Below are 26,253 nucleotides of genomic sequence, written 5' to 3'. Positions count from 1 at the left end.
ACGGCCCCGCGCCGCCCTCCCCCACGGGACCCGTAGGTGACACTGAACCGACCATACGAAGCGGAGAGGTTGGATCATGACGCACACGGTTGTCGCAGAGCTTGACGGAATTCGGGACGACCTGGCCGATCTCTACCGGGACCTGCACGAGCACCCGGAGCTGTCCTTGCAGGAGAAGCGGTCGGCCGAGCTGCTCGCGCGGCGGCTGCGGGCCGCGGGTGTCGACGAGGTCGTCGAACACGTCGGGACGACCGGCGTGGTGGGTGTGCTGCGCAACGGCGAAGGACCTGTGGTCATGCTGCGCGCGGACTTCGACGCGCTTCCGGTGGAGGAGAAGACCGGGCTGTCGTACGCCAGTGTCGCCCGCGGTGTGGACCACGAGGGCAAGGACGTGCCGGTGATGCACGCGTGCGGGCACGACATGCACGCGGCCTGTCTGATCGGGGCGGCGAGCCTGCTGGCCGGGGCGCGCGACCAGTGGCGGGGCACCGTGCTGCTGGTCTTCCAGCCCGCGGAGGAGCTGGGGTGCGGCGCCCGCGGCATGATCGACGACGGGTTGTTCGAGCGCTTCCCCACGCCGGAGGTCGTGCTGGGCCAGCATGTGGGGCCGCTGCCCGCCGGGTTCATCGGCCACGGCAGCGGTCCGGTGATGGCCGCCTCGGACTCCCTCGATGTCACCCTGCACGGTCGCGGCGGGCACGGCTCGCGCCCGGAGGCAGCCATCGACCCGGTCCTGATGGCCGCCCACGTCGTGACCCGGCTGCAAGGTGTCGTCGCCCGCGAGGTGCCCCCGGCGGAGACGGCGGTCGTCACGGTGGGCCGACTTCAGGCCGGCACCAAGGACAACATCATTCCCGACGCCGCAGAGTTGGGCATCAACATCCGCTCCACGACGGCGGCCACCCGCGACCTTCTCCGCTCGGCGACCGAACGCGTCGTCCGCGCCGAGGCCGCGGCAGGCGGCGCCACGCGCGAACCCGACCTCGACTGGACCATCAGCGTTCCCGCCCTGGTCAGCGACCCGGATGCCACCGCCACCACGCTGGCGGCGTTCGTCGGTCACTTCGGCGAGCAGCGTGTCTTCCCGCTGCCGCCGGTCAGTGCCAGCGAGGACGTGGGGGTGTTCGGCGAGGCGATCGGGGTGCCGACCGTCTTCTGGTTCTGGGGCGGCCTCGACACCGGGACCGCCCTCGCCGCGCTCCAGGCCGGCAAGCTCGACGACCTGCCGGCCAACCACTCCCCGCACTTCGCCCCCGTGGTTGAGCCGACCCTGAGCACGGGCGTGGAGGCGCTCACGGTCGCGGCGCTGACCTGGCTGGGCACTCCGTGACACGGGCGCTGGCGGGACCCGCTAGTAGTACCCCTTCGACCCGTCGATGAGTTCCCGCACGATGTCCGCGTGGCCCGCGTGCCGGCCGGTCTCCTCGATGAGATGGATGAGCATCCAGCGGAGGTCGATCTTGCCGTCGCCGTACTTGGGGTGGCGGCCGGTGGCGTCGAGGGAGGCCGTGGCGGCGATCTCGTTGCTGCGGGTGCACTGGGACTCGTAGTCGAGCAGCAGTTGTTCGAGGGGGACGCCGTCTGTGCGCCAGTCGGCGTCCTCGTCGTCCGACTCGCCGAAGGACGGGTTCACCTTCTCGTCGCCGCCGAGGAACAGCACCTCCAGCCAGGTGTGTTCGACCCAGCGCATGTGGCTGATGAGACCGGCCATGGTCATCGCAGGCGATGTCGGGACGACACTGCGGCGCGCGTCCTCCTCGCTCAGTCCCGCGCACTTCCATCGCAGGATCCGCCGCTGGAGGTCCAGCCATCCGATGAGTGCCGTGCGTTCGTCCGCCTGGAACGGAGGGCGTTCAAGTGAAGGGGCCATGCCCATCGACGCTAGCGCGCCGCGCCCCGGGCGTCTTCGGGTTTTCGGCGGGAGCATGAAAGCGGCTGGGCAGGGTGCGGCGCGTGCATGTAACACCCACCGGTCGCTCGGCGCTGTCCCCCACAGGGACTCCTCGGCAGTCGGCGGCCGAGGAGTCCCTTTCGTTGCTCGGACTTGGGTGCGGGGCGGGTGGTGGGCCGCCACCGACACGTCGGCCGACCACCCGCCCCGCTCATGCTCGCGTCCACCGGCCCGCGGGGGAGGGCGGGCTCGGTGGAGCGAGCAGCTCGGAGGAAGTCCGAGGCGTTCTAGGGCGTGTATCGAAAGTCCCGTCGTCCGCCCGAAGGGCGGGCCACGCGGCGTCCGGTGCGTGCGATCGCAAGGCGCCGGAGCGCCCTAATAGCGGAGCTATTCGGGCGTTTCGGCAACGCCGCGAGCGTGCGTGCCAGACGCCGCGTGACAGGCGGGACTTTCGATACACGCCCTAGGGCAGTCGGGGCCGCGCGGCGCCCTGAGTGCCGGGGTGACGGCTTCCGCCCGTGGTGCGGGACGACGCGGCACGCACGGAACGAGCCCTTCTGCGGGTCCAGTTGGCCGTTCGCGCGGTGAACTGCTGCCAGGCGCGGGCGCGTCGGGAGGCGCGTAGGTCCTCGAAGAGGGTGTCGTAGCGTGCCACGACCGGTTCGGGGTCGTAGCGGTGCGCGGACTCCAGGGCGGCGGCGCTCATCTCCTTGCGGCCCGCCTCGTCCCCGATCAGGTCGAGCATCGCCGCGGCCAGGGCACGCGCGTCGCCGACGGGGACGAGCCGCCCGTCGACGCCGTCCGTGATGATCTCGGCGGGGCCCAGCGGCGCGTCCGTGGAGACGACGGGGACGCCGCAGCGCATCGCCTCGACCAGCGTCATCCCGAAGGACTCCGCATCGGAAGCGCTGACCACCAGCGAGGCACGGGCGAACTCGGGCTCCACCGGCGCGACGGCGCCCATCAGTCGGGCCCGGCCGCCGAGCCCGAGGGCGGTGACCAGCTCGCGCAGCCGCTGGTCCTCTCCCCCGGCCCCGTAGATCCGCAGCTCCCAGTCGGGCGCCTGCGCCGATACCTCGGCGAAGGCCTCGAGGAGCAGGTCGTAGCGCTTGCCCGGCGCCAGCCTGCCCGCCGCCGCGATCACCTTCGACGTGCCGTCAGAGGCCGGCACGGGCACCGACGGCACGATGTTCGGCACGCACCGCACGCCGACACCGGGCAGCGGCATCCGCTCCCGGTACACCCGCGCGTCCGCCTCCGTCATCGTCACCACCGCGTCGAGCGAGCGGTAGTGGCGGCGCAGCACGGCCCGCAGCTTCTTGCTGTGCGCGTCGTGGCGGAGGTGCTCCTGAGCGATCCGCAGCGCGCGCTTCGGGCCCCACAGCGACACGTACACATTGATGCCGGGCCGGGTGCCGATGACGACATCCGCGTCGCAGTGCCCCTCCAGGTACTCCCGTGCGCGCTGGTCGTGCAGGAGCGTGTACTGCTTGTGGCGCTTCTCGGCGGCCGGGAAGTCCCGCGCGGGGCTGCCGAACGCGGCCAGTCGGGTGTCCTCGCTGTCCGCGCGCGTGTCCACCAGCGGTACGAGGGTGATCCGGGGGTCGACCGCGAAGCGGGGGTTGGCCCGGTGCCGGGACATCGAGACGATCTCCACCTCGTGGCCGCCGTGCTCGGCGAGCGCGGCGGCGAGGTTGAGCGTGGTGCGCACCGTTCCGCCTATGGCGTACGCGTTGTGCAGCAGGAACGCGATCTTCATGTGCAAATGCCTTCCTCGGCGGGCGCACGGCGCGGGCCCGTACGGCTCCCGATGTCCCTCGACATCGGTGACAGCGTGCGCGGCGCGGGTAACGGAGCCGCCCCTCGCCGGTGAGAGGCGGGTAAGAAGCCCTCCGGTCGGCGGCCGAGCGGTCGATCCGGGCAGGCCACGGGGGCAGACTGGGGAATGTGTCGCCACAAGCCGTTTCACCAGCCGCCCGGCCGTCCGAGGCGCTCGCGCCCGCGGTGCTGCTCGCCGAGGACGACCGGGCGATCCGGCACGCCCTCGAACGCGCCCTGACCCTGGAGGGCTACACCGTCACCGCCGTCGCCGACGGTGTCGAGGCCCTGGCCGCCGCACACCGTGCCCGCCCCGACATCCTCGTCCTGGACGTGATGATGCCCGGCATCGACGGCCTGCAGGTGTGCCGCGTGCTGCGCGCCGAGGGCGACCGCACGCCGATCCTCATGCTCACCGCTCTCGTCGAGACCCCCGACCGGATCGCGGGGCTCGACGCGGGCGCGGACGACTACGTCGCCAAGCCCTTCGACGTCGAAGAGGTCTTCGCCCGCCTGCGCGCCCTCCTGCGCCGCACCGCTCCCGTCCCCGACGAGCCGGCCGACCACCGGATCACCGCCGCCGACCTGCGCATCGACCCCGCCGCCCGGCGTGCCTGGCGCGGCAGCCGCGAACTCGAGCTCACCCGAACCGAGTTCGACCTCCTCGAACTCCTCGCCCGCAACAGCGGCATCGTCCTCGACCACGCCACCATCTACGACCGGATCTGGGGCTACGACTTCGGGCCGGGCTCCAAGAACCTCGCCGTGTACGTCGGCTATCTGCGCCGTAAGGTCGAGGAACCGGACGGCCCGCCCCTCATCCACACCGTCCGGGGCGTCGGATACGTCCTGCGGGAGGCGTGAGATGCGGGAGCCCGAAGGCACCGGGGAGAGAGCTGTGCCCGTGGGCCGGCGGCCCAAGCGGTGGCGGGCCCGCAGCCTGCGCACGACGCTCGCCATAGCGTTCGCCCTCGTCGCGGCCGGTGTCACCGCACTGGTCGGCGTCCTGTCCTACGACTCCGCCGCCCGCCTCGTCCGCGTCGACCAGGAGGCCGTGTTCGACGAGGTCGTGCACGATCTGCGCTCCCAGGTGCGCCAACAGGCCCTCACACCAGGCGACTTCACCTCCGCCGACCCGGACCACGACGGCCCCCGCGACGACCTGACCCGCCCCGTAGGCACCGACGTCCAGATCCTCGGCCCCGGTGGCACACTGATCGACAAGGGCAGTCCGCCGCTCCCGGTCGACTCCGATGCCCGCCGGATCGCCGACGCGGACACCGCCGGTTCCCACGTCGAGGACGACGACGTGCCGGTCGCCGACGACGAGTACCGGATGGCGACGGTCGCGCTGGGTGACGGACGCGGCGCGGTGCAGGTGGCGCAGGAGTTCAGCGACACCGAGGACCTGCTGCGGGAGCTGCAGAAGCGCACGTTGCTGTTCGCCGCCGCGGTCGTCCTCGCGGCGGGCCTGTTCGGCTGGTGGCTGGCGCGCCGCATCACCTCGCGCCTCGTGCGCCTCGCCGAGACCGCCGAGCGCGTGGCGTCGACCGGGCGCCTGGACGTCGCGGTGCCGGTGACCGGCAGGGACGAGGTGGGCAGCCTGGGCCGCTCCTTCGACCGGATGCTCGGCCGGCTCGCCCGTTCCAAGGACGACCAGCGCCGCCTGGCGCAGGACGCCGGCCACGAACTGCGCACACCGCTCACCTCGCTGCGGACGAACATCTCCCTCCTGCGCCGCATCGACGAGCTGCCGCCCGCGTCCCGCGACGAGCTGGTGACCGACCTGACCGACGAGTCCCGCGAACTGACCGATCTGGTCAACGAGTTGGTGAACCTCGCGGCGGGCCACCAGGACGACGAGTCACCCGTCGACGTGTCGCTCGCGGAGATCGCCGAGGACATCGCGGTCCTGGCCCGCCGCCGCACCGGCCGCACGGTCACCGTAGGCGCCGATCCGGACACGACGATCACGGGCCGCCCCGCCCAGTTGCAGCGCGCCCTGACCAACCTGGTGGAGAACGCAGCCAAGTTCGACGCCGACGGCTCCGCCCCGATCGAGATCACCGTCACCCGCATTCCGGGCGCCGGGGTCCGTATGGAGGTCCTCGACCGGGGCCCCGGTCTCGCCGAGGTCGACACGGAGCGCATCTTCGACCGCTTCTACCGGGCCCCCGCCGCGCGCAGCCACCCCGGTTCGGGGCTCGGGCTCTCCATCGTGCGGGAGGCGGCGGCGGCCCACGGCGGCGTGCCGTTCGCGGCGCGGCGGGACGGCGGCGGCGCGGTGATCGGCTTCACGGCCCGCGAGGCGGCACCGGACTGAGCCGTGGGGCGGCGCGCCGCCCTCTCACAGGCTTTGGTGCTCCTTCTGCCTCAACTGGTCGGACGAACTCTCGGCCATCGGTGTCCAGTTGGGCTCCTGCTGCCGGACGTGTGCGCTGCCGGAGTTGATGGCCCAGCGGGCGATGACGAACGAGAGGGGCGTGGCCAGTACGCCCGCGACCAGCGCCGTGATGTTCTTGTCCGTCCCCAGCGAGTGCACGCCGAGGTAGAGGAGAGCGCCGCTGCACACCATGTTCACGAGGCTCGACAAGGGGAAGCGGAAGAAGCCCTGCCAGGTCGGCTTCGTGCGGCAGGTGATGTAGCTGTTCAGCAGGAAGGAACCGACGACGCTGACCATGAACCCGATGACGTGCGCGATCAGATACGGGATCAGGCGGTTGAGCGACACGTAGACGGCCATGTACACGGCGGTGTTGACGATGCCGATCAGGCCGAAGACGACGAACTGCCGGAAGGTCCGCAGACCGGCCGTTGACCGGACCGGCTCCGTCGGCCGGACGATCACGTCCACGGTGAGCGGGAGTTCACTTCCGGGAGCGGGCACGGTACCGCCCCCGCTCACCTTCTCCTCGGTCTCGCGCACCACATAGGGCGGGCGGCGCTTTGTCTCACCGTAGATCCGGCCCACGTATTCACCGATGACACCGAGCGTGGCGAGCTGGATTCCCCCCAGGGCCACAATGGCGATCAGCAATGTGGCGAATCCGGGTACGTCCACTCCGTGCATGACCACATTGGCGGCGATCCACAGCGCATACGCGAACGCGGCGAAAGCAAGCCCAAGGCCCATGTAGATGACCACGCGCAGCGGACGGCTGTTGAAGGAGATCAGTCCGTCGATCCCGTAGTTGAGGAGGCGCCGTCCGCCCCATTTCGACCGGCCCGCGGCGCGGTTGACATTGTGGTAGGTGAAACTGACGGTGTCGAAGCCGATCCAGGAGAAGATTCCCTTGGAGAACCGGTTGGTTTCCGGCAGGGCGAGCACCGCGTCGACGGCACGCCGCGACAGCAGTCTGAAGTCCCCCTCGCCGTCGACGACATCGACGTCCATGCAGCGTCCCATGGCCTGGTAGTACGCCGAGCTGACGGTCCTTCGCAGCAGTCCCTCGCCGGACCGGTCCCGGCGGGCAACGACCTGGTCGTAGCCGTGTCGGCGCAGTTCCAGCATCCGGTACAGGAGACCTGGGGGGTGCTGCAGATCGGCGTCCATGAGGGCCACGGAGGCACCGCGTGACATGCGAAGGCCCGCGAGCATGGCCGCTTCCTTGCCGAAATTCCTACTGAAGGATGTGTAGCGGACGCGATGGTCCTCGGCGGCCAGGGCGCGCAGTTGGGCACGGGTGGTGTCGCGGCTCCCGTCGTCGACGTAACAGATCTCGAAGGAGCGCCCCGTTCCTTCCAGGACATCCATCAACGCACAGTGGAATGTGTTGATCACTTCTTCCTCATTGAAGCACGGCACAACAACTGAGATCTGGCACGCTTCCATTCGCCACCCCGGCAGGTGTGATTCCAGCATTTGCGACTACGGCCACCACCATGACCCATCAGGTCAAGACAACGGTAAGAAGGCAGGCCGAACGCGCCGGGAGCAACCCGTACCGCGTTATCTTTCGATCAGGCGGACCGGCGAAACCGAACGCCAGCACACTGCAAACCGTATTTTCGTGCCGCGGGAGATTCTTTCCCGGCACCGACCGAGAAGGGGCGGCCTGTGGTGCACGCACCGGAGAAGGCTGTTCGAGACGAGCGAGCCGATGTCGCTCCGGAGGAACGGACGGCATGGTGGCGGACGGCCGCACCGCTGGGGATTCTCTCCCTGCTGCCGCTGGCCGCGCTCGGCTACGCCGCGTGGAACGCACGCCTGGTGCGCACCGGCGGGGACGACTGGTGTTTCCTGCCGGTGGTCCAGGACGGCGGACTGCCCGCCATAGTGGAGAAGTTCTACCTCCATGACAACGGACGGATCGTCAACGCCGTGCTGGTGTGGGCGTATGCGCGTTTCGGTGAGGCGGGCCAGCAGTGGTTCGCGCCGGTCAGTGGTGTGCTCGTACTCGTGCTCCTGTGGGCCTTCACGGCCGCCGTGCTGCGTGCCGCACGGCTGCGAGTCCCCCGGGGTGTGCCGCTTCTGGTGGCGGCCATGGTGACGGCCTTGTTCCTCTTCGGCTCCCCCAACACGTACAAGACGTTCTACTGGCCGGCCGCCTCCGTCTCGCACACCCTGCCGCCGGTGTTCGTCTGCGCGGCGGCCGTCCCCGTGCTGCGCGCGACATCACGGCGCGGCAAGTTTCTCGCGCTGGGCACGGTCGCCCTCGCGGGGGTGTTCCTGGGGCTCGTGTCGGAGGAGACGAGCGTCGTCGCGCTGACTGTCCTGGCGTGCGCGTTGCTGATCAGCGGCCGTGTCTTCCCTGGAGCACGGCGGCGGTTCCTGCGCCTGTGCTGCACGGCCGGCATCGCAAGCATCGTGCTCGGCACGCTGATCCTCTACACCTCCCCCGGTGCCACGCGCCGCCGCGAGCGCAAGCACGCGTCGACGATGTTCACCCCCGACTCGCTGCTGGGCGCCCTGCACGGCTTCCTCGAGATCGCCGCCACGGTGCTCACGACCTGGTGGTACCTGGGAGCCGTCGTGGTGGGTGTCGTCGTGGGCGTGGTGTCCCCCGGCGTCATGGGCCGGGTCGCGCCCGCAAGGAAGCAGCTGCCGGTCCTGGCCGCGGGTGTCGGCGCGCTGCTCGTCTCCGGCTACGTGTGCACGGTCATCACGTACCCCGTGTTCAAGCACCACATGGTGTCGTCGACCCGCCTGTGGAACGACTACCTGCTGCTGTACCTCCTGTTCCTCGTCTTCGTCGGCGCCCTCGCCGGGCACGGCGTGCGGGGCCGGGTGCGGCGGACGGCGCCGGTTCTGGCCGCCGGGGGCGTGCTGTACGCCGTCGTGTGCGTCGCCCTGACGGCGTCACTCGCGGGCCTCGGGACCACGATGCAGGCGCATGCCCAGGACTGGGACCGCCAGGACCGCTGGATGCGCGGTCTGGCCGCGACCGGCGCCGAGGTCCTGCCGTACAAGCGGCTCCCCCAGAGCAGGATGACCGAGCCGTTCCGGCACGGCGGGAGGGCGACGTGGCCCGCTTCCTGCATTGCCACCTATTACGGCGTGCAACGCATCGAGCAGGCCCACGAGTTGCCGTGACTCAGCCCGTCCGCCCGGCCCGGCCCAGGAGGCGTCGGGCCCGTTCCAGGACGGGCTTGTCGACCATCTGTCCGTCGACGGTGGTGACGGTGTCTCCCACGGCAAGTACGGAGCGCGCCCAGGTCAGTTCGGCTTCGGTGGGCGCGAACCCTGCCGCCACGGCAGGGAGTTGGGCCGGGTGGATGCACAGCTTGCCCGCGAATCCGAGACGGCGCCCGTGCGTGACATCGGCGGCGAGGGCGTCGGCGTCCCGTACGCCGGTGGTGACTCCGTCGATCGGCGGGCACAGGCCGGCGGCCGCTGCCGCGAGCACCACCTGTGAGCGGGCGTGTGCCAGCGCTAGGTGGTCGTCGTGCGCGACGCCGAGGTCGGCGGCGAGATCCACGTTGCCGAAGGCGAGACGCACCACGCCCGGCACCCGGCTCACCTCGTGGGCGCGCAGCACCCCGCGCGCGGTCTCGATGAGGGCGACGAGCGGGCAGCGCCCTGCGGTCCGCGCCGCGATGTCCGAAAGGGCCTCCGGATCCTCGGACTTGGGCACCATCACCGGGCAGCCGTGTTCCGCCGCCATGGCCAGGTCGTCCTCGGACCAGGGGGTGCCGGGGGCGTTGACGCGCACGACCGGGCGGCGGCCCGCGATCAGCCAGGCGGCGGCATGTGCGCGCGCCGCGTCCTTGTCGGCAGGGGCGACCGCGTCCTCAAGGTCGATGATGACCAGGTCGGCGCCGGAGGCGTGCGCCTTGGCGTAGCGGTCGGGGCGGTCGCCGGGGACGAAGAGGAGGCTGCGCGCGGCTGTTGTCGCCGCGCGGCCCTCGTCGAATGCGTCGGTCATACGAAGGTCACCTCCGCGGAGGCGTGCCGCGCCTCCCGGTGCGTGGCGACGGCGAGTTGGGCGTGCTCGCCCTCAGGGACCCCCGTGGCCAGCAGGTGTTCCCCCGCGAAGGCGGGGCGGTGCAGGCGGTAGGAGAGTGAGCTCACCTGCCGCTGCGGCGCGTTGCGACGCACCAGGTCCAGCATCAGCAGCGCGAGGAGCGGGCCGTGGACGACGAGGCCCGGGTAGCCCTCGACGTCGCGGCAGTAGGGGGCGTCGTAGTGGATGCGGTGGGCGTTCGCGGTCAGGGCGCTCACCCGGAACAGCTGGCGCTCGTCCGGCTGGGCGCGTAGTTGCCACGGCGCCTCGGAGTGCGGGAGGGTCGCGGCGTCGACCGTGGTGGGGTGGCCGGCCGCCGCGCTGCGGCCCGAGCGGTAGACGATGTCCTGCTCCTCGACGAGGCAGGTGCGGCCCGCCTGGCGGAACTCGCGGCGCTCCGTGACGAAGAGCAGCTCGCCGCTGCGGCCGCTCTTGGGTGTGACGGAGGCGAGGCTGCAGATGCGTTCGGCCGGTTCGCCGAGGCGCAGCGGCTCCTCTACGTTCACGCGGCCGCCCGCGAACATGCGCTGCCGGTCGGGGATCGGCGGCAGGAAGCGGGCGTCGGCGAGGTGTCCGTCGGGGCCGAGTTCGCTCTGCGCCGGCCACTCCAGGAAGTACAGCCACTGCCACAGCGGGGGCAGCACGTCCCCCGACTTGGCGGCCGGTTCGGGCAGGTCGAGGACGGCCGAGAGGGCGGCGGCCGGGCCCGGGGGCAGGGTGTCCTCGTCCGTCGTCGCGGAGGGCGCCCAGGACTCCACGTAGGAGCCGAGGGACGGTGTGGAGGCGGCGGGTTCCATGGCGGGGCTTGCCTTCCGTTGAGGGGCGGATGTCACGCGGGGGTCGTGGCGGAGGGCTTGGCGGTGGCGGCCGGTTCGGTCTCCAGCTGGGAGTCGCGGGACGGTTCGCGCACGAGGAACGTGGCCAGCAGTGTGAGGCCGACACACCCGGTGACGTACCAGAAGAAGACGGTCTCGTGCCCGTTCTGCTTGAGGGCCAGCGCGATCGGCTCGGTCAGTCCACCGAAGGTGGCGGTGACAAGGGCGTGCGGGAGGCCGACGCCCAGGGCGCGCACCTTGGTGGGGAACATCTCGGCCTTGACGATGGCGGCGAGGGCCGAGTACCCGGTGACGAAGGCGAGGGCGAGGGTCATCAGGAGGAAGGCGACCCACGGGTTGCCGGTGTGTCCCAGGAAGGTCATCACGGGGACCGTGAGCACCATGCAGCCGATCGAGAAGCCGAACATGACGGGCCGCCGGCCCACCCGGTCGGACAGCGCGCCGATCAGCGGTTGCAGCAGCATGTACACGAAGAGGGCGGCGAAGCCGATGACCGTGACGGTCGACTGGGGGATGCCCGCGGTGTTCACGAGGTACTTCTGCAGATAGGTGGTGTACGTGTAGAAGGCGACGGTGCCGCCGATGGCGAGGCCGAACACGGCGAGCAGTTGGCGCGGGTACTCCTTGAACAGGGCGAAGAGCCCCTTGCGTTCGCCCTCGGTGGCGCGGGCCTGCTCCTTCTGGAAGTGCGCGGACTCCTCCATGGTGCGCCGCAGGTACATGACGGTGAGTCCGGCCACCGCCCCGACGACGAAGGGGATGCGCCAGCCCCAGTCGGCCAGTTGGGCTTCGGTGAGTGAGTTCTGCAGGACGATCGCCACGAGCAGGGCGGAGAGCTGGCCGAGCACGATGGACACGTACTGGAAGCTGGAGTAGAAGCCGCGCCGTCCGGGAGGCGCCACCTCGGAGAGGTAGGAGGCGCTGGAGCCGAACTCGCCGCCGACAGAAAGTCCCTGGGCCAGCCGCGCCACGACGAGGAGGGCGGGCGCCCACAGGCCGATGACATCATGTCTCGGCGACAGGGCGATGACGAGGGACCCGGCGCTCATCAGCAGCACGGAGAGGGTCAGTGCCCGGCGTCGACCGAACCGGTCCGCGTAGGCGCCGAGCAGCCAGCCGCCGAGCGGGCGCATCAGGAAGCCGACCGCGAACACCACGGCGGTGGACAGGAGTTGGGCGGTCCGGCTGCCCTCAGGGAAGAACACCGGTGCGAAGTAGACGCTGAAGGTGGCGTAGGCGAACCAGTCGTACCACTCGATGAGGTTGCCCAGACAGCCGCGCACGACGTTCGCGGTGACGCGGGAGGGTGGGCTCGATGCTGGTGTCTGACTCATCCGTGGCGTCTCCGTACTCAGTGCTCGATACGCGGTGGTCGGGCGGCTCAAAACGCCACTCATCATGAGCGCTGATGTGGGATGCGGAACAATAGAAACTCGTGATGCGTCCATGCTGTCGGCGCATGGGAGTCGGCGGGCACGGCGGTCCACCGGGTTCCCTTACATCGGAGCCCCCTTGAGAAACGCGAGGACCATCTCCCCGGCCTCCTCACGGCACTCCTCGAAGTAGGCGTGGCGCGCGTCGGGGAACAGTCGCGTCGTGGCGTCGGGGATGCGGGAGGCGAGCAGCGGCACATTGTCCGGCGGGGTGAGCCGGTCCTGTTCGCCGTGCAGGATGAGGGTGGGCGCCATGATGTACGGCAGCGCGTCCCACGCGTCGTGGCCGGTGCTGGCGCGGAGGTGGCCGCGGCGGGCGTGCGGCGGCATGCCGGGGTCACCGAGCGTGCCGTACGGGCCGGGGTGGGCGGCGCGCCAGGCGGGTGTGTACATGAGGTCGGTCAGCGCCTCCTCGGCGGCGCCCGGTTCGGTGCGGGTCAGCGCGCGGCGCACCTCCTGGTCCCGCTCCACGGCGTGCAACCCGCCGGGCGACGTGCAGCCGAGGACGAGCCGCCGGATCCGCCCGGGGTGCCGTGCGGCGGCCCACTGCGCGACCCGGCCGCCCATGGAAGTGCCGTACAGGTCGGCGCGCTCGATGCCCAGCGCGTCGAGCACGGCGATCACGTCGTCCGCGAACTGCCAGGTGGAATACCCGTCTTGGGCCTCGGGCTTGCCACTGTCACCCGTGCCCCGGTAGTCGACGGTGATGGTGCGACGGGCCTGGTGGAAATCGTCGCGCACCGCGTCCCACCAGTGGTGGTTGTTGGCCTGTCCGGCGAGGAGGACGAGCGGGTGTCCGGTGCCACGTGTCTGGTAGGCGAGGGTGGTGCCGTCGGCGGCCGACGTGGTGGCTTCGAGGCGGTCGGTGTCCGGCATGGTTCTCCTGGGTTGCTGATCGTGGAAGGTTTCGTGGTCGTCTGGTGTCATCGTTTCGCCGCCTCGTCCTCCGCCTCGGGAAGCCGCGCCGAGGGCCATCTGCCGCTCTTCACGGCGGCGTTGACCTGGCGCACGAGCTCCAGCGCGACGACGTTCACCGCGGGTGGTGTGCGCCCGGTGCGGGGTGTGCCCAGCACGATGGAGCGCCATGCGGCGGGCTCGCACAGCGGCGCCGCGCTGAGCTCACCGGCCGCGACATCCTCGGCGACGCCCACTCCGGGCAGTACGGTCCAGCCGTGTCCGGCCCGCGCGAGCTGCTTCTGTACGGGCATCGAGTTGGTCTGCGCCGCCACCTCGATGCGGACGCCGGCGCGGGCCGCCGCCGATTCGATGAGCGCGCGCAGCGCGTGCCCGGACGTCGGCATCACCAAGGGGCGCGCCGCCGCCTCGGCGAACGGGACCGGGCGCTCGGCGCTCAGCCCGGCCGACGGCGGGGCCGCCACCCACAGCCGCTCGCGCACCAGGGGCCGTACGTTCAGGGAGGGCGCGCTGTCGAGGTTGTAGAGCAGCGACAGATCGAGGTCGCCGTCGTCGAGCCACTGCTGCAGATGGCCCGAGTACGCGGTCAGCACCCTCAGCTGCACCCCCGGATGGGCCTCGCGCATGGCCGTCACCAAGGGCTCCGCGAGCAGTCCGAGGGTGCTCTCCAGCAGGCCGACGGTCACGATGCCGGACACCTCACCGGGCGTCGGCCGCACTTCCGCGCGGGCCCGCTCCAGCTCGTACAGCGCCCGCCTGGCCCGCCCCACGACGACCGCCCCGGCCTCGGTCGGCCGCATGCCCTGCCGGGTCCGCTCGAAGAGCGGCACACCCAACTCCTCCTCCAGGGTGCGGATCTGGCGGGTGACGGCGGGCTGCACGAGGTGCAGGACCGTCGCGGCCCGCGTGACACTGCCCACCTCGGCCACCGTCACCAGCGCCTTGAGCTGTTTGATGTCCAACTCGCCCCGCCCCTCCCCTGCCATCCGCGCCACGCATGACGGCATCACGATTTGCTATTTCCCGAGCATTGCCATGAAGACCCATGATGTTAGTCGTCACGGAGCTGCCGCCGCCCGGCGCCCCGTGCACCCCACATGACCACCCTCGCACCTGGAGGTCACCGCATGACAGGGCCGACCGATCGCGCCGCCGCGCCGCCGCAGCACCCGCTGTCCGGGATCACCGTCGTCAGCCTCGAACAGGCCGTGGCCGCCCCCTACGCCACCCGCCAGCTGGCCGACCTCGGCGCCCGTGTCATCAAGGTGGAGCGGCCCGACGGCGGCGACTTCGCCCGCCGCTACGACACCACCGTGCACGGCGAGTCGAGCTATTTCGTCTGGCTGAACCGCGGCAAGGAGTCGCTGACACTGGATGTGAAGTCACCGGCAGGACGCGAGGTCCTCGACGAACTCCTCGCGGACGCCGATGTGTTCGTGCAGAACCTCGGACCGGGCGCCGCCGCCCGCCTCGGCCTGGACACGGCCGCGCTGGCCGCGAAGTACCCGCGCCTGATCCCGTGCACCGTCTCCGGCTACGGCACCAGCGGCCCCTGGGCCGACCGCAAGGCGTACGACATGCTGGTGCAGTGCCAGACCGGCCTGGTCTCGCTCACCGGCACGGCGCGGGAGGCCGCGCGGGCGGGTGTGTCGATCGCCGACATCGCCGCCGGGATGTATGCGTACACCGGCATCCTCACCGCCCTGTTCACCCGCGCGACCACAGGTGTCGCGCGCGCGGTGGAGGTGTCGCTGTTCGAGGCGCTCGCGGAGTGGATGGGCCAGCCCGCCAACTACACCCGCTACGGCGGGACGCAGCCGCCGCGCATCGGCACCCAGCACGCCACCATCGCCCCGTACGGCGCCTACACCGCCCGCGACGGCAAGCAGATCCTGATCTCCGTACAGAACGAACGCGAGTGGCAAGCGCTGTGCGAACAGTTCCTTGAGCAGCCGGAGTTGACCACGGACCCGCGCTTCGCCACCGGCTCCGAGCGCGTCACCCACCGCGACGAGCTGAACGTCATCATCGCCGAGCGCTTCCTGCGGTGCGACGGCGCCGACGCCGCCGAGGCGCTCGACGCGGCGGGCATCGCGAACGCGGGCGTCAACGACGTCGCCGAGTTCCTCGACCACCCGGTTCTCGCGGAACGTGGGCGCTGGCACGAGGTCGGCACGCCCGGCGGCGCCGTCCAGGCGCTGCGTCCCCCGGCGGACCTGGCCGGAATCGCCCCGCGGATGGACCCGGTCCCCGCCCTCGGCGAGCACACCGAACGACTCCTGGCGGAGCGGGGACGCACCGCCGAGCAGATCGCGAGCCTGCGCGCGGCAGGCGCGATCTGACACCGCGGGCACGATCGCACGCCGCCCCTCCCCGGACACCGCGACAAGACAGCAAGCAGAGGAGAAGAACCCGTGAGCACCCTGGACGCCCTGGACACCGACGAACGGTTCGTCGTCGAGACCGTGCACGACTTCGTCGACAAGCACGTCAAGCCGGTCGCGCAGGAGTTGGACCACTCCAACACCTATCCGGAAGCCCTCATCGAACAGATGAAGGAGATGGGCATCTTCGGGCTCGCCGTCCCGGAGGAGTTCGGCGGCACCCCGGTCTCCATGCCCGCCTACGTCCTGATCACTGAGGAGCTCGCACGCGGCTGGATGAGCCTCGCGGGCGCCATGGGCGGCCACACCGTCGTCGCCAAGCTGCTCACCCTGTACGGGACCGAGGAGCAGAAGGCGGCGTATCTGCCCCGCATGGCGACCGGCGAGCTGCGCGCCACGATGGCGCTGACCGAGCCGGGCGGCGGCAGCGACCTCCAGGCGATGCGCACCACGGCCCGCCGCCAGGACGACGGCACGTATGCCGTGAACGGTTCCAAGACGTGGATCACCAACTCCCGCCGCTCCGGCCTCATCGCCCTGCTGTGCAAGACCGACCCGGACGCCGCGCCGACCCACCGGGGCATCTCGATCCTGCTCGTCGAGCACGGTCCCGGCCTGACCGTCTCCCGTGATCTGCCCAAGCTGGGCTACAAGGGCGTCGAGAGCTGCGAGCTGTCCTTCGAGGGGTACGTCGCCGCCGCCGGCAGTGTCCTCGGCGGGGCGGAGGGCCAGGGGTTCGGCCAGATGATGAAGGGCCTGGAGACCGGCCGTCTACAGGTCGCCTCACGCGCACTCGGCGTCGGCCGTGCCGCTCTGGAGGACTCGCTCGCCTACGCGCAGGAGCGGGAGTCGTTCGGCAAGCCGATCTGGCAGCATCAGGCGATCGGCCACTACCTGGCCGACATGGCCACCAAGCTGACCGCGGCCCGCCAGCTGACCCTGCACGCGGCCCGGGAGTACGACGCGGGCCGTCGGGTCGACATGGAGGCGGGGATGGCGAAGCTGTACGCGTCCGAGGCGGCGATGGAGATCGCGCTCAACGCCGTGCGTATTCACGGCGGTTACGGCTACTCCACCGAGTACGACGTCGAACGCTACTTCCGCGACGCGCCGCTGATGATCGTCGGCGAGGGCACGAACGAGATCCAGCGGAACGTGATCGCGGCTCAGCTCGTCAAGCGAGGGGGCCTGGACTCGTAAGAGGGGCCCAGGTGTAGCGGACGCGCACGCCGTGGTCCTGGAGCCAGCTGGTCTCTCTGTGCCGCAGTTCGTGCGCGGACTCCGGGGCGATGGCGCTGGGCCACCGGACCAGGACCGCGGTGACGTCGCCGGTCTGCACCAGCTGCCGCACCCGGCGCCAGCCGGTGCGGCGGGCCGGGTCCGGCTCGCCGTAGGTGTCGGTGACGACCTCGGCGATCGTCAGGCCGCGCTCCTGGGCGAACGCGCGGCCTTCGGTCTGCGCGCACTGCACGGCCGCCCCGGAAGCGCCCGGGGCCCGGTCGGCACATACGTACAGCACGGCCGGTGAAGCGGTGTCGACGTGGGGGGTCATGGGCGCCTCCTGTAGATGGATCGAGGAGAATGGATTCCTCGCCGCGCGAAGGTGAAAGGGCGGGGCCGGGCGGCCCCTGCCGGTCTCCATGGGCTCAGGAAAAGGCCGTCAACTCGGCCCAGACGACCTTTCCTTCGGCCCGTGTCGAGCGCGCCGAGCCCCAGCGGTCCGCGAGCTGCTGGACGAGGAACAGGCCCCGCCCGCCCTCCTCGCCGGGTCCGGCACGGCGCTCGGGCTGCTGGACCGGAGTCGGGTTCTCGTCGTGGAGTTCGATCCGCAGACTCCGCTCGTCCCCGGTCAGTTTGAGGCCGCACAGGACCTGGTCGCTGTCGGTGTGCAGCAGCGCGTTCGTGGTCAGCTCGGACACCAGCAGCACCGCGTCGCAACAGGTGTCGCCGGGCACCTGCCAGGATCGGAGCCGCTCCCGCACGGTGTCGCGGGCCGATCTCGCGCTCGTGCGCAGCGCGGGCAGCCCGAACCAGAACTCCCGGCCGGGCGCGGTGGTGGCTAAGGCGGGGGACGGTGCCGGGGCCAGGGGCGTGGGGAGAGTCACGAATGTCGCCTTCCAGTGCCTTCCGCGGGGCGGGCGCGGTGTGGGGGTGCGGGCTACAGCTCGAGCTGTGAGCGGCGCAGGCCCAGGCGGGCACCCCGGGGTGGGACGCCCACGACGGCATCGGCATCGCGGGTCCCCGCAGGGGCGGATGCTGCGTCAGAGCCGTGACTTGACCGCTCACAGTGCAACTATGCGCGTGATCGTGCTCACGCTGCAACCGACTCCCTGATAATTTCATCTTGCGGGGTATCACTCTGGCGTCATCATCAAGTCGCTGCAAGAATGGTCTTGTTGATGAACTCTCAGGAGGTTGGGCGTGAGTGAGGCCCGTTCTGGTACCAGCGCACCGACAGTGCTGCGCATGATCCTCGGCCGCCGGCTGCAGGACATGCGACTGGCTGCCGGTGCCTCGTTGGAGGACGCGGCAAGAGCTCTACGTGTGAAAACGCTGACGATCCGTCGGCTCGAAAAGGCCGAAGTCGCCCTGAAGCCTCTCTACGTGGAGAAGCTCCTGGAGACCTTCGGCGCGGACCGCCAGGAGATAGACGAGTTCGTCGACCTGGCCGAGCGGGCCAACGAGCCGGGCTGGTGGCACTCCTACCGGGACGCCGTCCCCGGCTGGTTCACCGCCTACGTCAGCCTGGAGACCGACGCCAAGACTCTGCGCACCTACGAACCCCAGTACGTCACGGGCCTCTTGCAGACCCCCGACTACGCGCGCGCGGTGCTGCGCGGCGGACTGCCGAACGGCAGCGAGGAGGACCTCGATCGCCGCGTGGAGCTGCGGCTGCGCCGCCAGGGCCTCCTGGACAAGGAGGACGCCCCCACGCTGTGGGTGGTCATGGAGGAGGCCGTCCTGCACAAGGAGGTGGGCAGCGCCGACGTGATGCGGGAGCAGATCGAGCGCCTCCTGGACTTGTCCGAACTCGCCCACATCAGCCTGGACGTCGTGCCCTTCTCCGCGGGCGCGCATGTGGGGGCTTGCGCCCCGTTCACGTACTTCCGGTTCGAGGAACCCGAGCTGCCCGACATCGTCTACAGCGAACTCCTGTCCGCATCCGTCTATTTGGACCAGCGCGCGGACGTGGTCGCCCATCTTGAGGCGCATTCGCGTATGTCGCTGCTGACGTCGTCGGATGACAGCAGGGCGCTCTTGAACCGTATGCGCAAGGAGTACTCAACATGACGGTCGTCGAAGAGGGCGTCTACAACGGGATGCCGGCCCGCCAACTCGGCGAGCAGGGCTGGGAGCGTCCCTGGAGCGGGCCCAACGGTGGGCAGTGCGTCGAGACGAAACTGCTCGCCGACGGCCGCGTGGCCGTACGGCAGTCGACCGATCCGGCCGGCCCCGCACTGATCTACACGCCTGACGAGATCGCCGCGTTCGTCCGCGGCGTCAAGCAGGGCCTGGCCGATCACCTGGCCGCCGGATGAACGGGCGGGCGGCGACGGGGACGCCGACACCGGTCGCGTTCCCGGCCCGCGGATCGACCGACATACAGCCGACAGTCACACCTATGAAGGGGAGCACATGACCACCAGGCAGTCCGGCCGGGACCTCGACACGAGCAAGGCCCACTCGGCCCGGATGTACGACTACTTCCTCGGTGGCAAGGACCACTTCGAGGTCGACAAGGAGGCGGCCATGGTCGCCGCCAAGGCCCACCCCGGCCTGCCTGTCACCGCCCGCGAGAACCGCGCGTTCATGCACCGCGCCACGCGCGTGCTGGCGCGGGAGCACGGCATCCGCCAGTGGCTCGACATCGGCACCGGCATCCCCACCGAGCCCAATCTGCACCAGGTCGCCCAGTCCCTCGTCCCCGAGGCCCGCGTCGTGTACGCCGATAACGACCCGCTCGTCCTCAAGTACGCCGAGCGCCTCATGCGCAGCACCATCCAGGGACGCACGGCCTACGTCGAGGCCGATGTCACCGACCCGGACTCGCTGATGGACGCCGTGCAGGACGCCGAGGTCCTGGACTTCGACCGGCCCATCGCCCTCACCCTCAACGCGCTGATGCACTTCGTCACCGACCCGCACGACCCGTACGCCATCGTGCGCCGGCTGCTCGAGCCGCTCGCGCCGGGCAGCGCCCTGGCCATGAACCACTGCACGCCCGACTTCGACCCCGAGACGTGGAACGGGGTGGCGGAGGCGTACACCAACTCCGGGACGCCGGTGCAGTTCCGCTCGCACAGCGACGTCCGCCGGTTCTTCGACGGGCTCGACCTGATCGAGCCGGGCATCATCTGCTGCCACCGCTGGCGCCGCGACAACCCCGAGGACGGCACGGAGATCGCGGACGCCGAGATCAGCCTGCTGGCGGGCGTGGGCATCAAGCACTGAGCGGGACGGGGGGGCGGGGCCGCGTGTGCGGCCCTCAGCCGCGCCGGTTCCTCACGTACCGGCGCGCCAGCACCGCACCGGCCGCGAAGACCACGACGCCGCCCGCGACCGCCCCGCCGATCGCCAGCGGGGAGGTCCGCTCGCGGCCGTTGATGTCGGTCGACAGCGTGACGCTGTCGTTGCCATGGGTTCGGTCGTACTTGCCGATGACTCGGACTGTGCCGCGCGCACCGGGCATGTTGTCGTCGATACGGATGCGGACGGTCACGGTCGTGCGCGCGCCCTTGCGGCCGTCGATCTGCTCGAACGCGTCACTGCTCAGGCCGCACCGCCACGCGCGCGATCCCTTGGCCGGGCGCTTGCACCCGTTGTCCATCGGATCGCCGTCCACCGTGTAGGGCGTGCCGGTGATCGTGGTGCCCTCGGGCGGGACGATCTCGAAGCGGTCCGGGCTGATGCCGGGCAGCTTGCCTCCGTTGACGTTGCGTGCCCCGATGCGCACCGTCACGGTCTGTCCGACCTTGCCGCGGACGGCGCCCTCGACGACGGGGGCGTAGTCCAGCTGCGCGGTGCCGCGAACGATCAGTGAGCCCGAGGTGGTGTCCGACGTGATGTCGCCCGCGGGAACGCGTTCCAGCTTCAGCTCGGGACCGCTCCCTCGCCGCGAGTAGGTCGCCTTGTCCCGTACTTCGTAGGGCAGTTGATAACGGACACTCTCCGCAGGCATGTCCTTTTGCAGGTGGCCGATCATCGGCTGGGCGATCCGCCAGGCGCTGTGCGGAGGCAGTGGTGTGTCGAACTCGCACCAGGCGAGGTCATTCCCATGGGGCTCCTCGTCCACGGGCCCGTCGTTGCCGGCGGTGTACCAGCAGTTGCGATACTTCCGATCCACTGTCATGTGGCCGCCATAGGTGCCCAGCTTCAGCGCGAACCGGTCGGCCCGCCGGCTGCTCTCGTTGGCGAGGCCCGGCCGCAGTTCGATCGGCTCCCCGGGCTTGACGAGACCGGGCACCCGCTCCACCCCGGCGGAGGTCAGGTCCGGAGGCTGGACCTCCATCCGCACGTCCGCCCGCACCGCTTCGGCGTTGTCGGCGCGCGCGGTGAGGTGCACGGTCCCGCCGTCCCCCGGGGCGGCGCCGTCCTTGCCGCGCAGATGGAACGGGCTGAAGTGCGTCGCGTAACGCAGGGAGCGCGGGTCGAAGCGGCAGCGGAACACGTCGTCGTCACCTGTGCACCGGTGCCCGGGAGTCATCGTGCCGGCGTCCCTCAGTTCCCGGGCGTCCACGGTGATCTCGACGTTGCGGGCCACGCCGCCGTGCGGCTCCACCAGCATCTTGGGAGCGTCGAATCTCGCGTCGGCGCCTTCGTCCGCGTCGTACAGTCGGGACGCCTCGGGCACGTCGAGCGTGAGCCGGGCCCGGCCGTCCGGGCTCTCCGCGGCGAGGACCGGTGCCACCGCCGCGGTCGTGGCCAGCAGCGCCCCTGTGACCAGTGCCGCGGCCCGGGCCCCGAAGCGTCGGCCATGTCCGCGTATCCGCAATGCCACTCCCCCCGTGCTCACTCCTTCAACAGCCCTGTTGATCCACGAGGCTTCAGAGCACCCTACGAGACACCGTCCGGGCAACCGATGACTTTCGGCGCACCGGACGGTCCACACCTTCGAACGACTGGAACGCGCGACAGCGCCCGCATCCTCCGGAGGTCCCATGTCCACCACCACCGGCAACGCCCTGCCGCCCGTCGTCGACCGCTCCACGTGGGAGAAGGAACTGGCGGCGCTGCGGGTCCGTGAGAAGGCCGCCACACGGGAGCTCGACGCCATCGCCGCGCAGCGGCGCCGACTGCCGATGATCGAGATGCCCGACTACGTACTGGAGGGCGAGGACGGCCCGGTGCGGCTCGCCGACGTCTTCGGTGAGCACCCGCAGTTGATCGTCTACAACCACATGTGGCACGAGGGCGAGGAGTGGCAGTGCGGCGGCTGCACCGGCTTCACGTCCCAGTTCACGCGGCTCGCGGGGCTCGAGAAGTTCGACGCCCGCTTCGTGATCGTCACGCAGGGGCCGATCGACGAGGCGCTCGCGTACCGGCGCAAGGTCGGCAACACGATGGACTGGTACTCCACCGCGAACAGCCCGTTCGGCGCCGACGTCGGCGCACCGCCGAACGCCGGGTTCGCGGTCAACGTGTTCCTGCGCGACGGCGACACCGTGTACCGCACCTGGCACACGGACGGTCGCGGCACCGAGCAACTGAGCTATCTGTTCGGCCTGGTCGACCTGCTGCCGTACGGCCGGCAGGAGGAGTGGCAGGACTCCCCCGCGGGTTGGCCCAAGTCACCGACGTACAGCCGGTGGGCTTCACCGCAGGAGATCGCGGCGGCGTACGGCGAGCACGCCTGAAGCCGGGCCGACGTCAGGCGTCCTCGACACCGAGCACGCGGTGCACGGTCTGCTGGGCTTCGTAGAAGTCGGTGTCGGAGACGTCCGGGTCGTCCTCGGTCTGCTCGAGCCAGTCCGACATCTCGTCGGGCGACCAGCGGTCGAAGTCCTTGGGGATGTCCAGTGTCGTGGTGTTCATGCGCAGCCGGGCGACGGCTGTCGCTTCCTCGACGCTGATGGTGTTCACTTCGGTCATCGCGCCCCTCCCATCGGGTCTTCACGGGATCGGACGGGTGACCTTGCCAGACGCGCCCCATGAGTGTCCAACTGTGACGTCACGCACAGTGAGGAGCGTCCGCCGAGTCCCGGCCCGGAGTGCCCGGTTGACCTCCACAAAGCCCGTTGGCAGCCCTGCCCGTGATCATCCGCGCAGATAGCGCGTGAGCATGGCGGCCAGCTCGTTCTCCAGCCGGTCGACCGGTACCGGGTGCGGGTCGGCCATGAGCTGATGCGTATTCAACTCGACCGTTCCCACCACCAATTGTGCGGCCACGTCGAGGTCCAGTACGCAAACGTCCGGGTGCCGGTCGAGCACGTCACGGATCTGGGCGACCCGCGCCTCGCCGTGCCGGTCCATCGCCTCGATCAGCTCGCTCGAGACCGGCGCCTGCTCGATCATGATGCGCAGCAGTTCCGGGTCGTCGCGATGATGGTCGATGGCGTCGCGGACCAGGGCCCGCACCGTCTCCTCCAGGCTGCCGGGGGCGAGGTCGAGCTCATCGGCCCCCGTCCAGGCGCCTCGGTCGATGTGCCGCACCAGAAGCTCGGCGAGGATCGCGTCCTTGTTGGGGAAGTACTGGTACAGCGAGCCGATGGACATACGGGCGTGGTCGGCGATGCGGTTCGTGGTCCCCGCCGCGTAGCCGTACTCCGCGAAAACGTGAGCAGCGGCGGCGAGGATGCGCTCGCGGGTGAGCTCGGCACGCACCTGGGTGGGCCTGCGACGTGGGGTGAGACGGCGGTCGGAGGACGACATCCACTGATCCTTCCGGGGCGCGAAAAGCGAGTGGCGAAAGAGGTGAGCTTTTACTCAGAATACTGCCATGACCTGCGAAAACAAGAACATCAGCGCAACCGGGCCCCGGCCGTGAACCCCACCGAGCGCCCCCGAACCGGCGACGTCCCTCCACCGCACCCCACGCATCGCCTCACCTCCGCCGAAGAGGTCGAGGCCGTCATCGGCCGGCCCGCCGCGATGATCCTGCGCAAGGAGATCGGCGCCCTGGACGAGGGCTGCCGCGCCGTCCTCGCCCACAGCCCGATCGCCGCCTTCGGCTACCGGGACGCCGACGGCGCCGCCCGGACCACCTTCGTCGGTGGCACGCCCGGGTTCACGCGCGTCCACTCCTCGGCCCGGATCTCCTTCGCCGTCCCTGGACCGCGTGTCTCGCGCGGCCCGGTCTCGCTGTACTTCCTGCTGCCGGGCGTGGGGGAAGTGCTGCGCGTCAACGGCACGGCGACGGCCGGCAGGGGCGCGGAGACGACCGTGAGCGTCGCTCAGGCCTATGTGCACTGCGCGCAGGCGGTCATCCGCTCCGGCCTGTGGGAGCCGCCCTCCGGCGCCGCGGTGGCCGCACCGGTGTCCGGGGAGGGCCCGTTGAGCAGTCCCGGCGTGGCCGACTTCCTGGCGGCCTCCCCCTTCCTCGCCCTGTCCACCTGGGACACCCGTGGAGGCAGCGACACCAGTCCGCGCGGGGACCGGTCGGCGGTGGCCCGCACCCTGGACGGCCGTACGCTCGTCCTCGCCGACCGCAAGGGCAACAAGCGCGCCGACTCCCTGCACAACCTGCTGGAGGACGACCGGCTCTCCCTCGCCGCGCTCGTGCCCGGCCGCAGCGGCGTGCTGCACCTGCGCGGACGCGCCGCGATCACGGACGATCCCGCTCTGCTCGAGACGATGGCACTGCGCGGGGCGCCGCCCCATCTGGCGCTCCTCATCGACGTCGAGCACGCCGAGGTCGGGACCAGCGAGGCCGTGGCGGCGGCGCGCCTGTGGGCCCCGGAGGGACGGCGCGGTCGCGGCCCGGCGCTCGACATGATGGCCGTGGGCAGCGCCCACCTCTCCGCCAACTCCGGCCGCACGTCCGCACGCCTGGTCGGGCTCGTCACCTCCCTCCCCGGCGTCAACCGGCTGCTCCGCAAGGCGATCGACCGCGCCTACGTCGCCGGTCTGCGCAAGGAGGGCTACGACGGCGTCCGCTCCCCCATGGGTGCCGGGCACGGCGACGGCGCACCGGAGGCCGGGACACCCGAGAGCCCGCTGCGGCAGGTGCGCATCGCCGAGGTCCGTGAAGAGACGCCGAGTGTCCGCACCCTCGTACTGGAGGACGCGGCCGAGGACCGGAAGCCGTTCGACTTCCGTCCCGGCCAGTACTTCACCCTCGTCACGGACATGGAGGGCACTCCGGTGCGGCGCGCCTACTCGGCCTCCTCGGCTCCCGGCAGCACGCGCCTGGAGATCACCGTCAAACAGGTCGAGGGCGGCCGGGTCTCCACCCACGTACACCGCGCTCTACGCACCGGGGACCGCCTCGCCCTGCGCGGACCCTCCGGCACCTTCCACACTCCGGAACGGCCCGCCGGACAGCTCGCCCTCATCGCGGCGGGAAGCGGCATCACCCCCATGATGAGCATGCTGCGCGCCCACCTGTCCGCCCCAGAGGCCGACGCCCGCATCGCCCTCCTGTACAGCAGCCGCACCTCCGAAGATGTCGTCTTCGCGGCGGAGTTGGCCCGCATGGAGCGGGAACACCCCGACCGGCTGACGGTCACCCACGTGCTGAGCCACCGGGACGGCCGCCTCGACGCCGACAGCGTGTGCCGATGGGTCATCGCCCTGCCCCCGGACAAGGACACCCACCACTACGTCTGCGGACCCGAACCGCTGATGGACACCGTCCGCGACGTGTTGCAGAACCTCGGCGTACCGGACGAGCGCATGCACCGAGAGCGGTTCACGGGTGCCGCAGCCGTCGCCCCAGCGGAAGCCACGACACCACAGGAGTTGACCATCGAGCACGATGGCGACCTCGTGGGCACCGCCGTGGTCGAGCCCGGCCAGACCCTGCTGGACGCGGGCCTCGCCGCAGGACTGTGGATGCCGTACTCCTGCACGATCGGCAACTGCGGCGAGTGCCTGGTGCGCCTGCTCAGCGGGAAGGTCACGCAGCCCGAAACCACGAGTCTCACAGCGGAGCAGCGGGCAGCGGGGTACGTGCTCGCGTGTGTCGGCTGCCCGCTGACGAGCGTGACCCTCGACGTGGCGGACCCGTCGGGCTCCGACTGACGGCGGACCCGCGCTCCTGCCGAGTGCCGACCTCACACACTCGACAACCAGGCGCAACTGCCAAGGCTTGTGCACCGATCGAGGTGTCGGCGCACCGCCCTGGGCGACCCCATCGCCCCGCACGACGCGGTCACCGTCGAACAGGCCCTGTACGCCCACACGGTGGGCTCAGCGCACGCCGTCCGCGAGGAGCACCGTGGGGCGCCCTGCGTCGCGGCATGCTCGCCGACTTCGCGGTCCTCGACGACGACCCACGCGTCGCGCCCGAACGCATCCAGGCCGTGGGGGTCGTGGGCGACGGTGGTCGGGCGGGGAGGTCGCGTACGCGGAGGAGCGGCTCGCTACGGGGGGACG

Annotated in this window: 24 protein-coding genes; 11 read left to right on the top strand and 13 right to left on the bottom strand. The window is 70.8% G+C overall.

What is annotated here, in order from left to right:
- The first annotated feature begins 76 nt into the window (after positions 1 to 76).
- Positions 77 to 1,330, top strand: a complete 1,254-nt coding sequence (locus ACWD2L_RS04575) for an amidohydrolase (protein WP_351336193.1) — start codon at positions 77 to 79, stop codon at positions 1,328 to 1,330.
- Positions 1,331 to 1,351: 21 nt separating this feature from the next.
- Here the strand turns inward: ACWD2L_RS04575 and ACWD2L_RS04570 are convergent, their stop codons facing one another.
- Positions 1,352 to 1,870: a DinB family protein gene (locus tag ACWD2L_RS04570; RefSeq protein ID WP_351336195.1), complete on the bottom strand. Its 519-nt coding sequence runs from the start codon at positions 1,868 to 1,870 to the stop codon at positions 1,352 to 1,354.
- A gap of 484 nt (positions 1,871 to 2,354) precedes the next feature.
- On the bottom strand, positions 2,355 to 3,650 hold the full coding sequence (locus ACWD2L_RS04565; protein WP_351330661.1) for a glycosyltransferase family 4 protein: 1,296 nt from the start codon (positions 3,648 to 3,650) through the stop codon (positions 2,355 to 2,357).
- A gap of 245 nt (positions 3,651 to 3,895) precedes the next feature.
- On the opposite strand from ACWD2L_RS04565, the gene ACWD2L_RS04560 reads away from it, so the two are divergent.
- Both ACWD2L_RS04560 and ACWD2L_RS04555 read left to right on the top strand, forming a co-directional pair.
- A complete protein-coding gene (locus ACWD2L_RS04560) occupies positions 3,896 to 4,573 on the top strand; it encodes a response regulator transcription factor (RefSeq protein ID WP_351330955.1) in 678 nt (225 codons plus the stop codon).
- Between the two features lies 1 nt (position 4,574).
- Complete coding sequence (locus ACWD2L_RS04555) at positions 4,575 to 6,032, top strand: sensor histidine kinase (RefSeq protein WP_351330663.1); 1,458 nt, start codon at positions 4,575 to 4,577, stop codon at positions 6,030 to 6,032.
- Between the two features lie 24 nt (positions 6,033 to 6,056).
- Here the strand turns inward: ACWD2L_RS04555 and ACWD2L_RS04550 are convergent, their stop codons facing one another.
- Positions 6,057 to 7,541, bottom strand: a complete 1,485-nt coding sequence (locus tag ACWD2L_RS04550; protein WP_351330664.1) for a glycosyltransferase — start codon at positions 7,539 to 7,541, stop codon at positions 6,057 to 6,059.
- Between the two features lie 225 nt (positions 7,542 to 7,766).
- Here ACWD2L_RS04550 and ACWD2L_RS04545 point away from each other — a divergent pair, with 225 nt between their 5' ends.
- Entirely contained in the window at positions 7,767 to 9,242 is a 1,476-nt protein-coding gene (locus tag ACWD2L_RS04545; RefSeq protein ID WP_351330666.1) for a DUF6056 family protein, read from the top strand.
- Between the two features lies 1 nt (position 9,243).
- Here the strand turns inward: ACWD2L_RS04545 and ACWD2L_RS04540 are convergent, their stop codons facing one another.
- The 5 genes from ACWD2L_RS04540 to ACWD2L_RS04520 form a co-directional block, all read right to left on the bottom strand.
- Entirely contained in the window at positions 9,244 to 10,074 is an 831-nt protein-coding gene (locus ACWD2L_RS04540) for an HpcH/HpaI aldolase/citrate lyase family protein (RefSeq protein ID WP_351330668.1), read from the bottom strand.
- Entirely contained in the window at positions 10,071 to 10,949 is an 879-nt protein-coding gene (locus ACWD2L_RS04535; protein ID WP_351330670.1) for a hypothetical protein, read from the bottom strand. The genes ACWD2L_RS04540 and ACWD2L_RS04535 overlap by 4 nt, the downstream gene beginning before the upstream one ends.
- 32 nt (positions 10,950 to 10,981) lie before the next feature.
- Positions 10,982 to 12,322: an MFS transporter gene (locus ACWD2L_RS04530; RefSeq protein WP_351330672.1), complete on the bottom strand. Its 1,341-nt coding sequence runs from the start codon at positions 12,320 to 12,322 to the stop codon at positions 10,982 to 10,984.
- A 162-nt stretch (positions 12,323 to 12,484) separates the two neighbouring features.
- On the bottom strand, positions 12,485 to 13,297 hold the full coding sequence (locus ACWD2L_RS04525; protein ID WP_351330674.1) for an alpha/beta fold hydrolase: 813 nt from the start codon (positions 13,295 to 13,297) through the stop codon (positions 12,485 to 12,487).
- 47 nt (positions 13,298 to 13,344) lie between these two features.
- Positions 13,345 to 14,343 (bottom strand): LysR family transcriptional regulator, encoded by a 999-nt coding sequence (locus ACWD2L_RS04520; protein WP_351330676.1) that lies wholly within the window; start codon positions 14,341 to 14,343, stop codon positions 13,345 to 13,347.
- A 120-nt stretch (positions 14,344 to 14,463) separates the two neighbouring features.
- Here ACWD2L_RS04520 and ACWD2L_RS04515 point away from each other — a divergent pair, with 120 nt between their 5' ends.
- The gene (locus ACWD2L_RS04515) at positions 14,464 to 15,678 is read left to right on the top strand and encodes a CaiB/BaiF CoA transferase family protein (RefSeq protein ID WP_351330677.1); all 1,215 of its coding nucleotides are present in this window, start codon (positions 14,464 to 14,466) and stop codon (positions 15,676 to 15,678) included.
- A gap of 72 nt (positions 15,679 to 15,750) precedes the next feature.
- Positions 15,751 to 16,920: an acyl-CoA dehydrogenase family protein gene (locus ACWD2L_RS04510; RefSeq protein WP_351330679.1), complete on the top strand. Its 1,170-nt coding sequence runs from the start codon at positions 15,751 to 15,753 to the stop codon at positions 16,918 to 16,920.
- Here the strand turns inward: ACWD2L_RS04510 and ACWD2L_RS04505 are convergent.
- Both ACWD2L_RS04505 and ACWD2L_RS04500 read right to left on the bottom strand, forming a co-directional pair.
- The gene (locus ACWD2L_RS04505; RefSeq protein ID WP_351330681.1) at positions 16,895 to 17,272 is read right to left on the bottom strand and encodes a recombinase family protein; all 378 of its coding nucleotides are present in this window, start codon (positions 17,270 to 17,272) and stop codon (positions 16,895 to 16,897) included. The two genes, ACWD2L_RS04510 and ACWD2L_RS04505, sit on opposite strands and share 26 nt — an antisense overlap.
- Positions 17,273 to 17,366: 94 nt before the next feature.
- Positions 17,367 to 17,825 carry an ATP-binding protein gene (locus tag ACWD2L_RS04500; RefSeq protein WP_351330683.1) on the bottom strand — a complete coding sequence of 153 codons (459 nt, stop codon included), beginning with the start codon at positions 17,823 to 17,825 and terminating at the stop codon, positions 17,367 to 17,369.
- A 316-nt stretch (positions 17,826 to 18,141) separates the two neighbouring features.
- On the opposite strand from ACWD2L_RS04500, the gene ACWD2L_RS04495 reads away from it, so the two are divergent.
- The 3 genes from ACWD2L_RS04495 to ACWD2L_RS04485 all read left to right on the top strand — a co-directional run bounded on the left by ACWD2L_RS04495 (position 18,142) and on the right by ACWD2L_RS04485 (position 20,172).
- A complete protein-coding gene (locus tag ACWD2L_RS04495; RefSeq protein WP_351330684.1) occupies positions 18,142 to 19,011 on the top strand; it encodes a helix-turn-helix domain-containing protein in 870 nt (289 codons plus the stop codon).
- A complete protein-coding gene (locus tag ACWD2L_RS04490; protein WP_351330686.1) occupies positions 19,008 to 19,259 on the top strand; it encodes a DUF397 domain-containing protein in 252 nt (83 codons plus the stop codon). The genes ACWD2L_RS04495 and ACWD2L_RS04490 overlap by 4 nt, the downstream gene beginning before the upstream one ends.
- 97 nt (positions 19,260 to 19,356) lie before the next feature.
- Positions 19,357 to 20,172 (top strand): SAM-dependent methyltransferase, encoded by an 816-nt coding sequence (locus ACWD2L_RS04485; protein ID WP_351330688.1) that lies wholly within the window; start codon positions 19,357 to 19,359, stop codon positions 20,170 to 20,172.
- Positions 20,173 to 20,206: 34 nt separating this feature from the next.
- Here ACWD2L_RS04485 and ACWD2L_RS04480 read toward each other — a convergent pair whose 3' ends face one another.
- Complete coding sequence (locus ACWD2L_RS04480) at positions 20,207 to 21,718, bottom strand: hypothetical protein (protein WP_351330689.1); 1,512 nt, start codon at positions 21,716 to 21,718, stop codon at positions 20,207 to 20,209.
- A 160-nt stretch (positions 21,719 to 21,878) separates the two neighbouring features.
- Here ACWD2L_RS04480 and ACWD2L_RS04475 point away from each other — a divergent pair, with 160 nt between their 5' ends.
- A complete protein-coding gene (locus ACWD2L_RS04475) occupies positions 21,879 to 22,574 on the top strand; it encodes a DUF899 domain-containing protein (protein WP_351330691.1) in 696 nt (231 codons plus the stop codon).
- Positions 22,575 to 22,587: 13 nt separating this feature from the next.
- Here the strand turns inward: ACWD2L_RS04475 and ACWD2L_RS04470 are convergent, their stop codons facing one another.
- Positions 22,588 to 22,809 carry a hypothetical protein gene (locus tag ACWD2L_RS04470; protein WP_326016114.1) on the bottom strand — a complete coding sequence of 74 codons (222 nt, stop codon included), beginning with the start codon at positions 22,807 to 22,809 and terminating at the stop codon, positions 22,588 to 22,590.
- 165 nt (positions 22,810 to 22,974) lie between these two features.
- The gene (locus tag ACWD2L_RS04465) at positions 22,975 to 23,589 is read right to left on the bottom strand and encodes a TetR/AcrR family transcriptional regulator (RefSeq protein WP_351330693.1); all 615 of its coding nucleotides are present in this window, start codon (positions 23,587 to 23,589) and stop codon (positions 22,975 to 22,977) included.
- Positions 23,590 to 23,700: 111 nt separating this feature from the next.
- On the opposite strand from ACWD2L_RS04465, the gene ACWD2L_RS04460 reads away from it, so the two are divergent.
- A complete protein-coding gene (locus ACWD2L_RS04460; protein WP_351330695.1) occupies positions 23,701 to 25,899 on the top strand; it encodes a 2Fe-2S iron-sulfur cluster-binding protein in 2,199 nt (732 codons plus the stop codon).
- Positions 25,900 to 26,253 lie beyond the last annotated feature (354 nt).

Source organism: Streptomyces sp. NPDC002754 (assembly GCF_053592315.1).
Note: the sequence above shows the minus strand (reverse complement) of the source record. Positions and strands in the feature narration are given on the sequence as shown.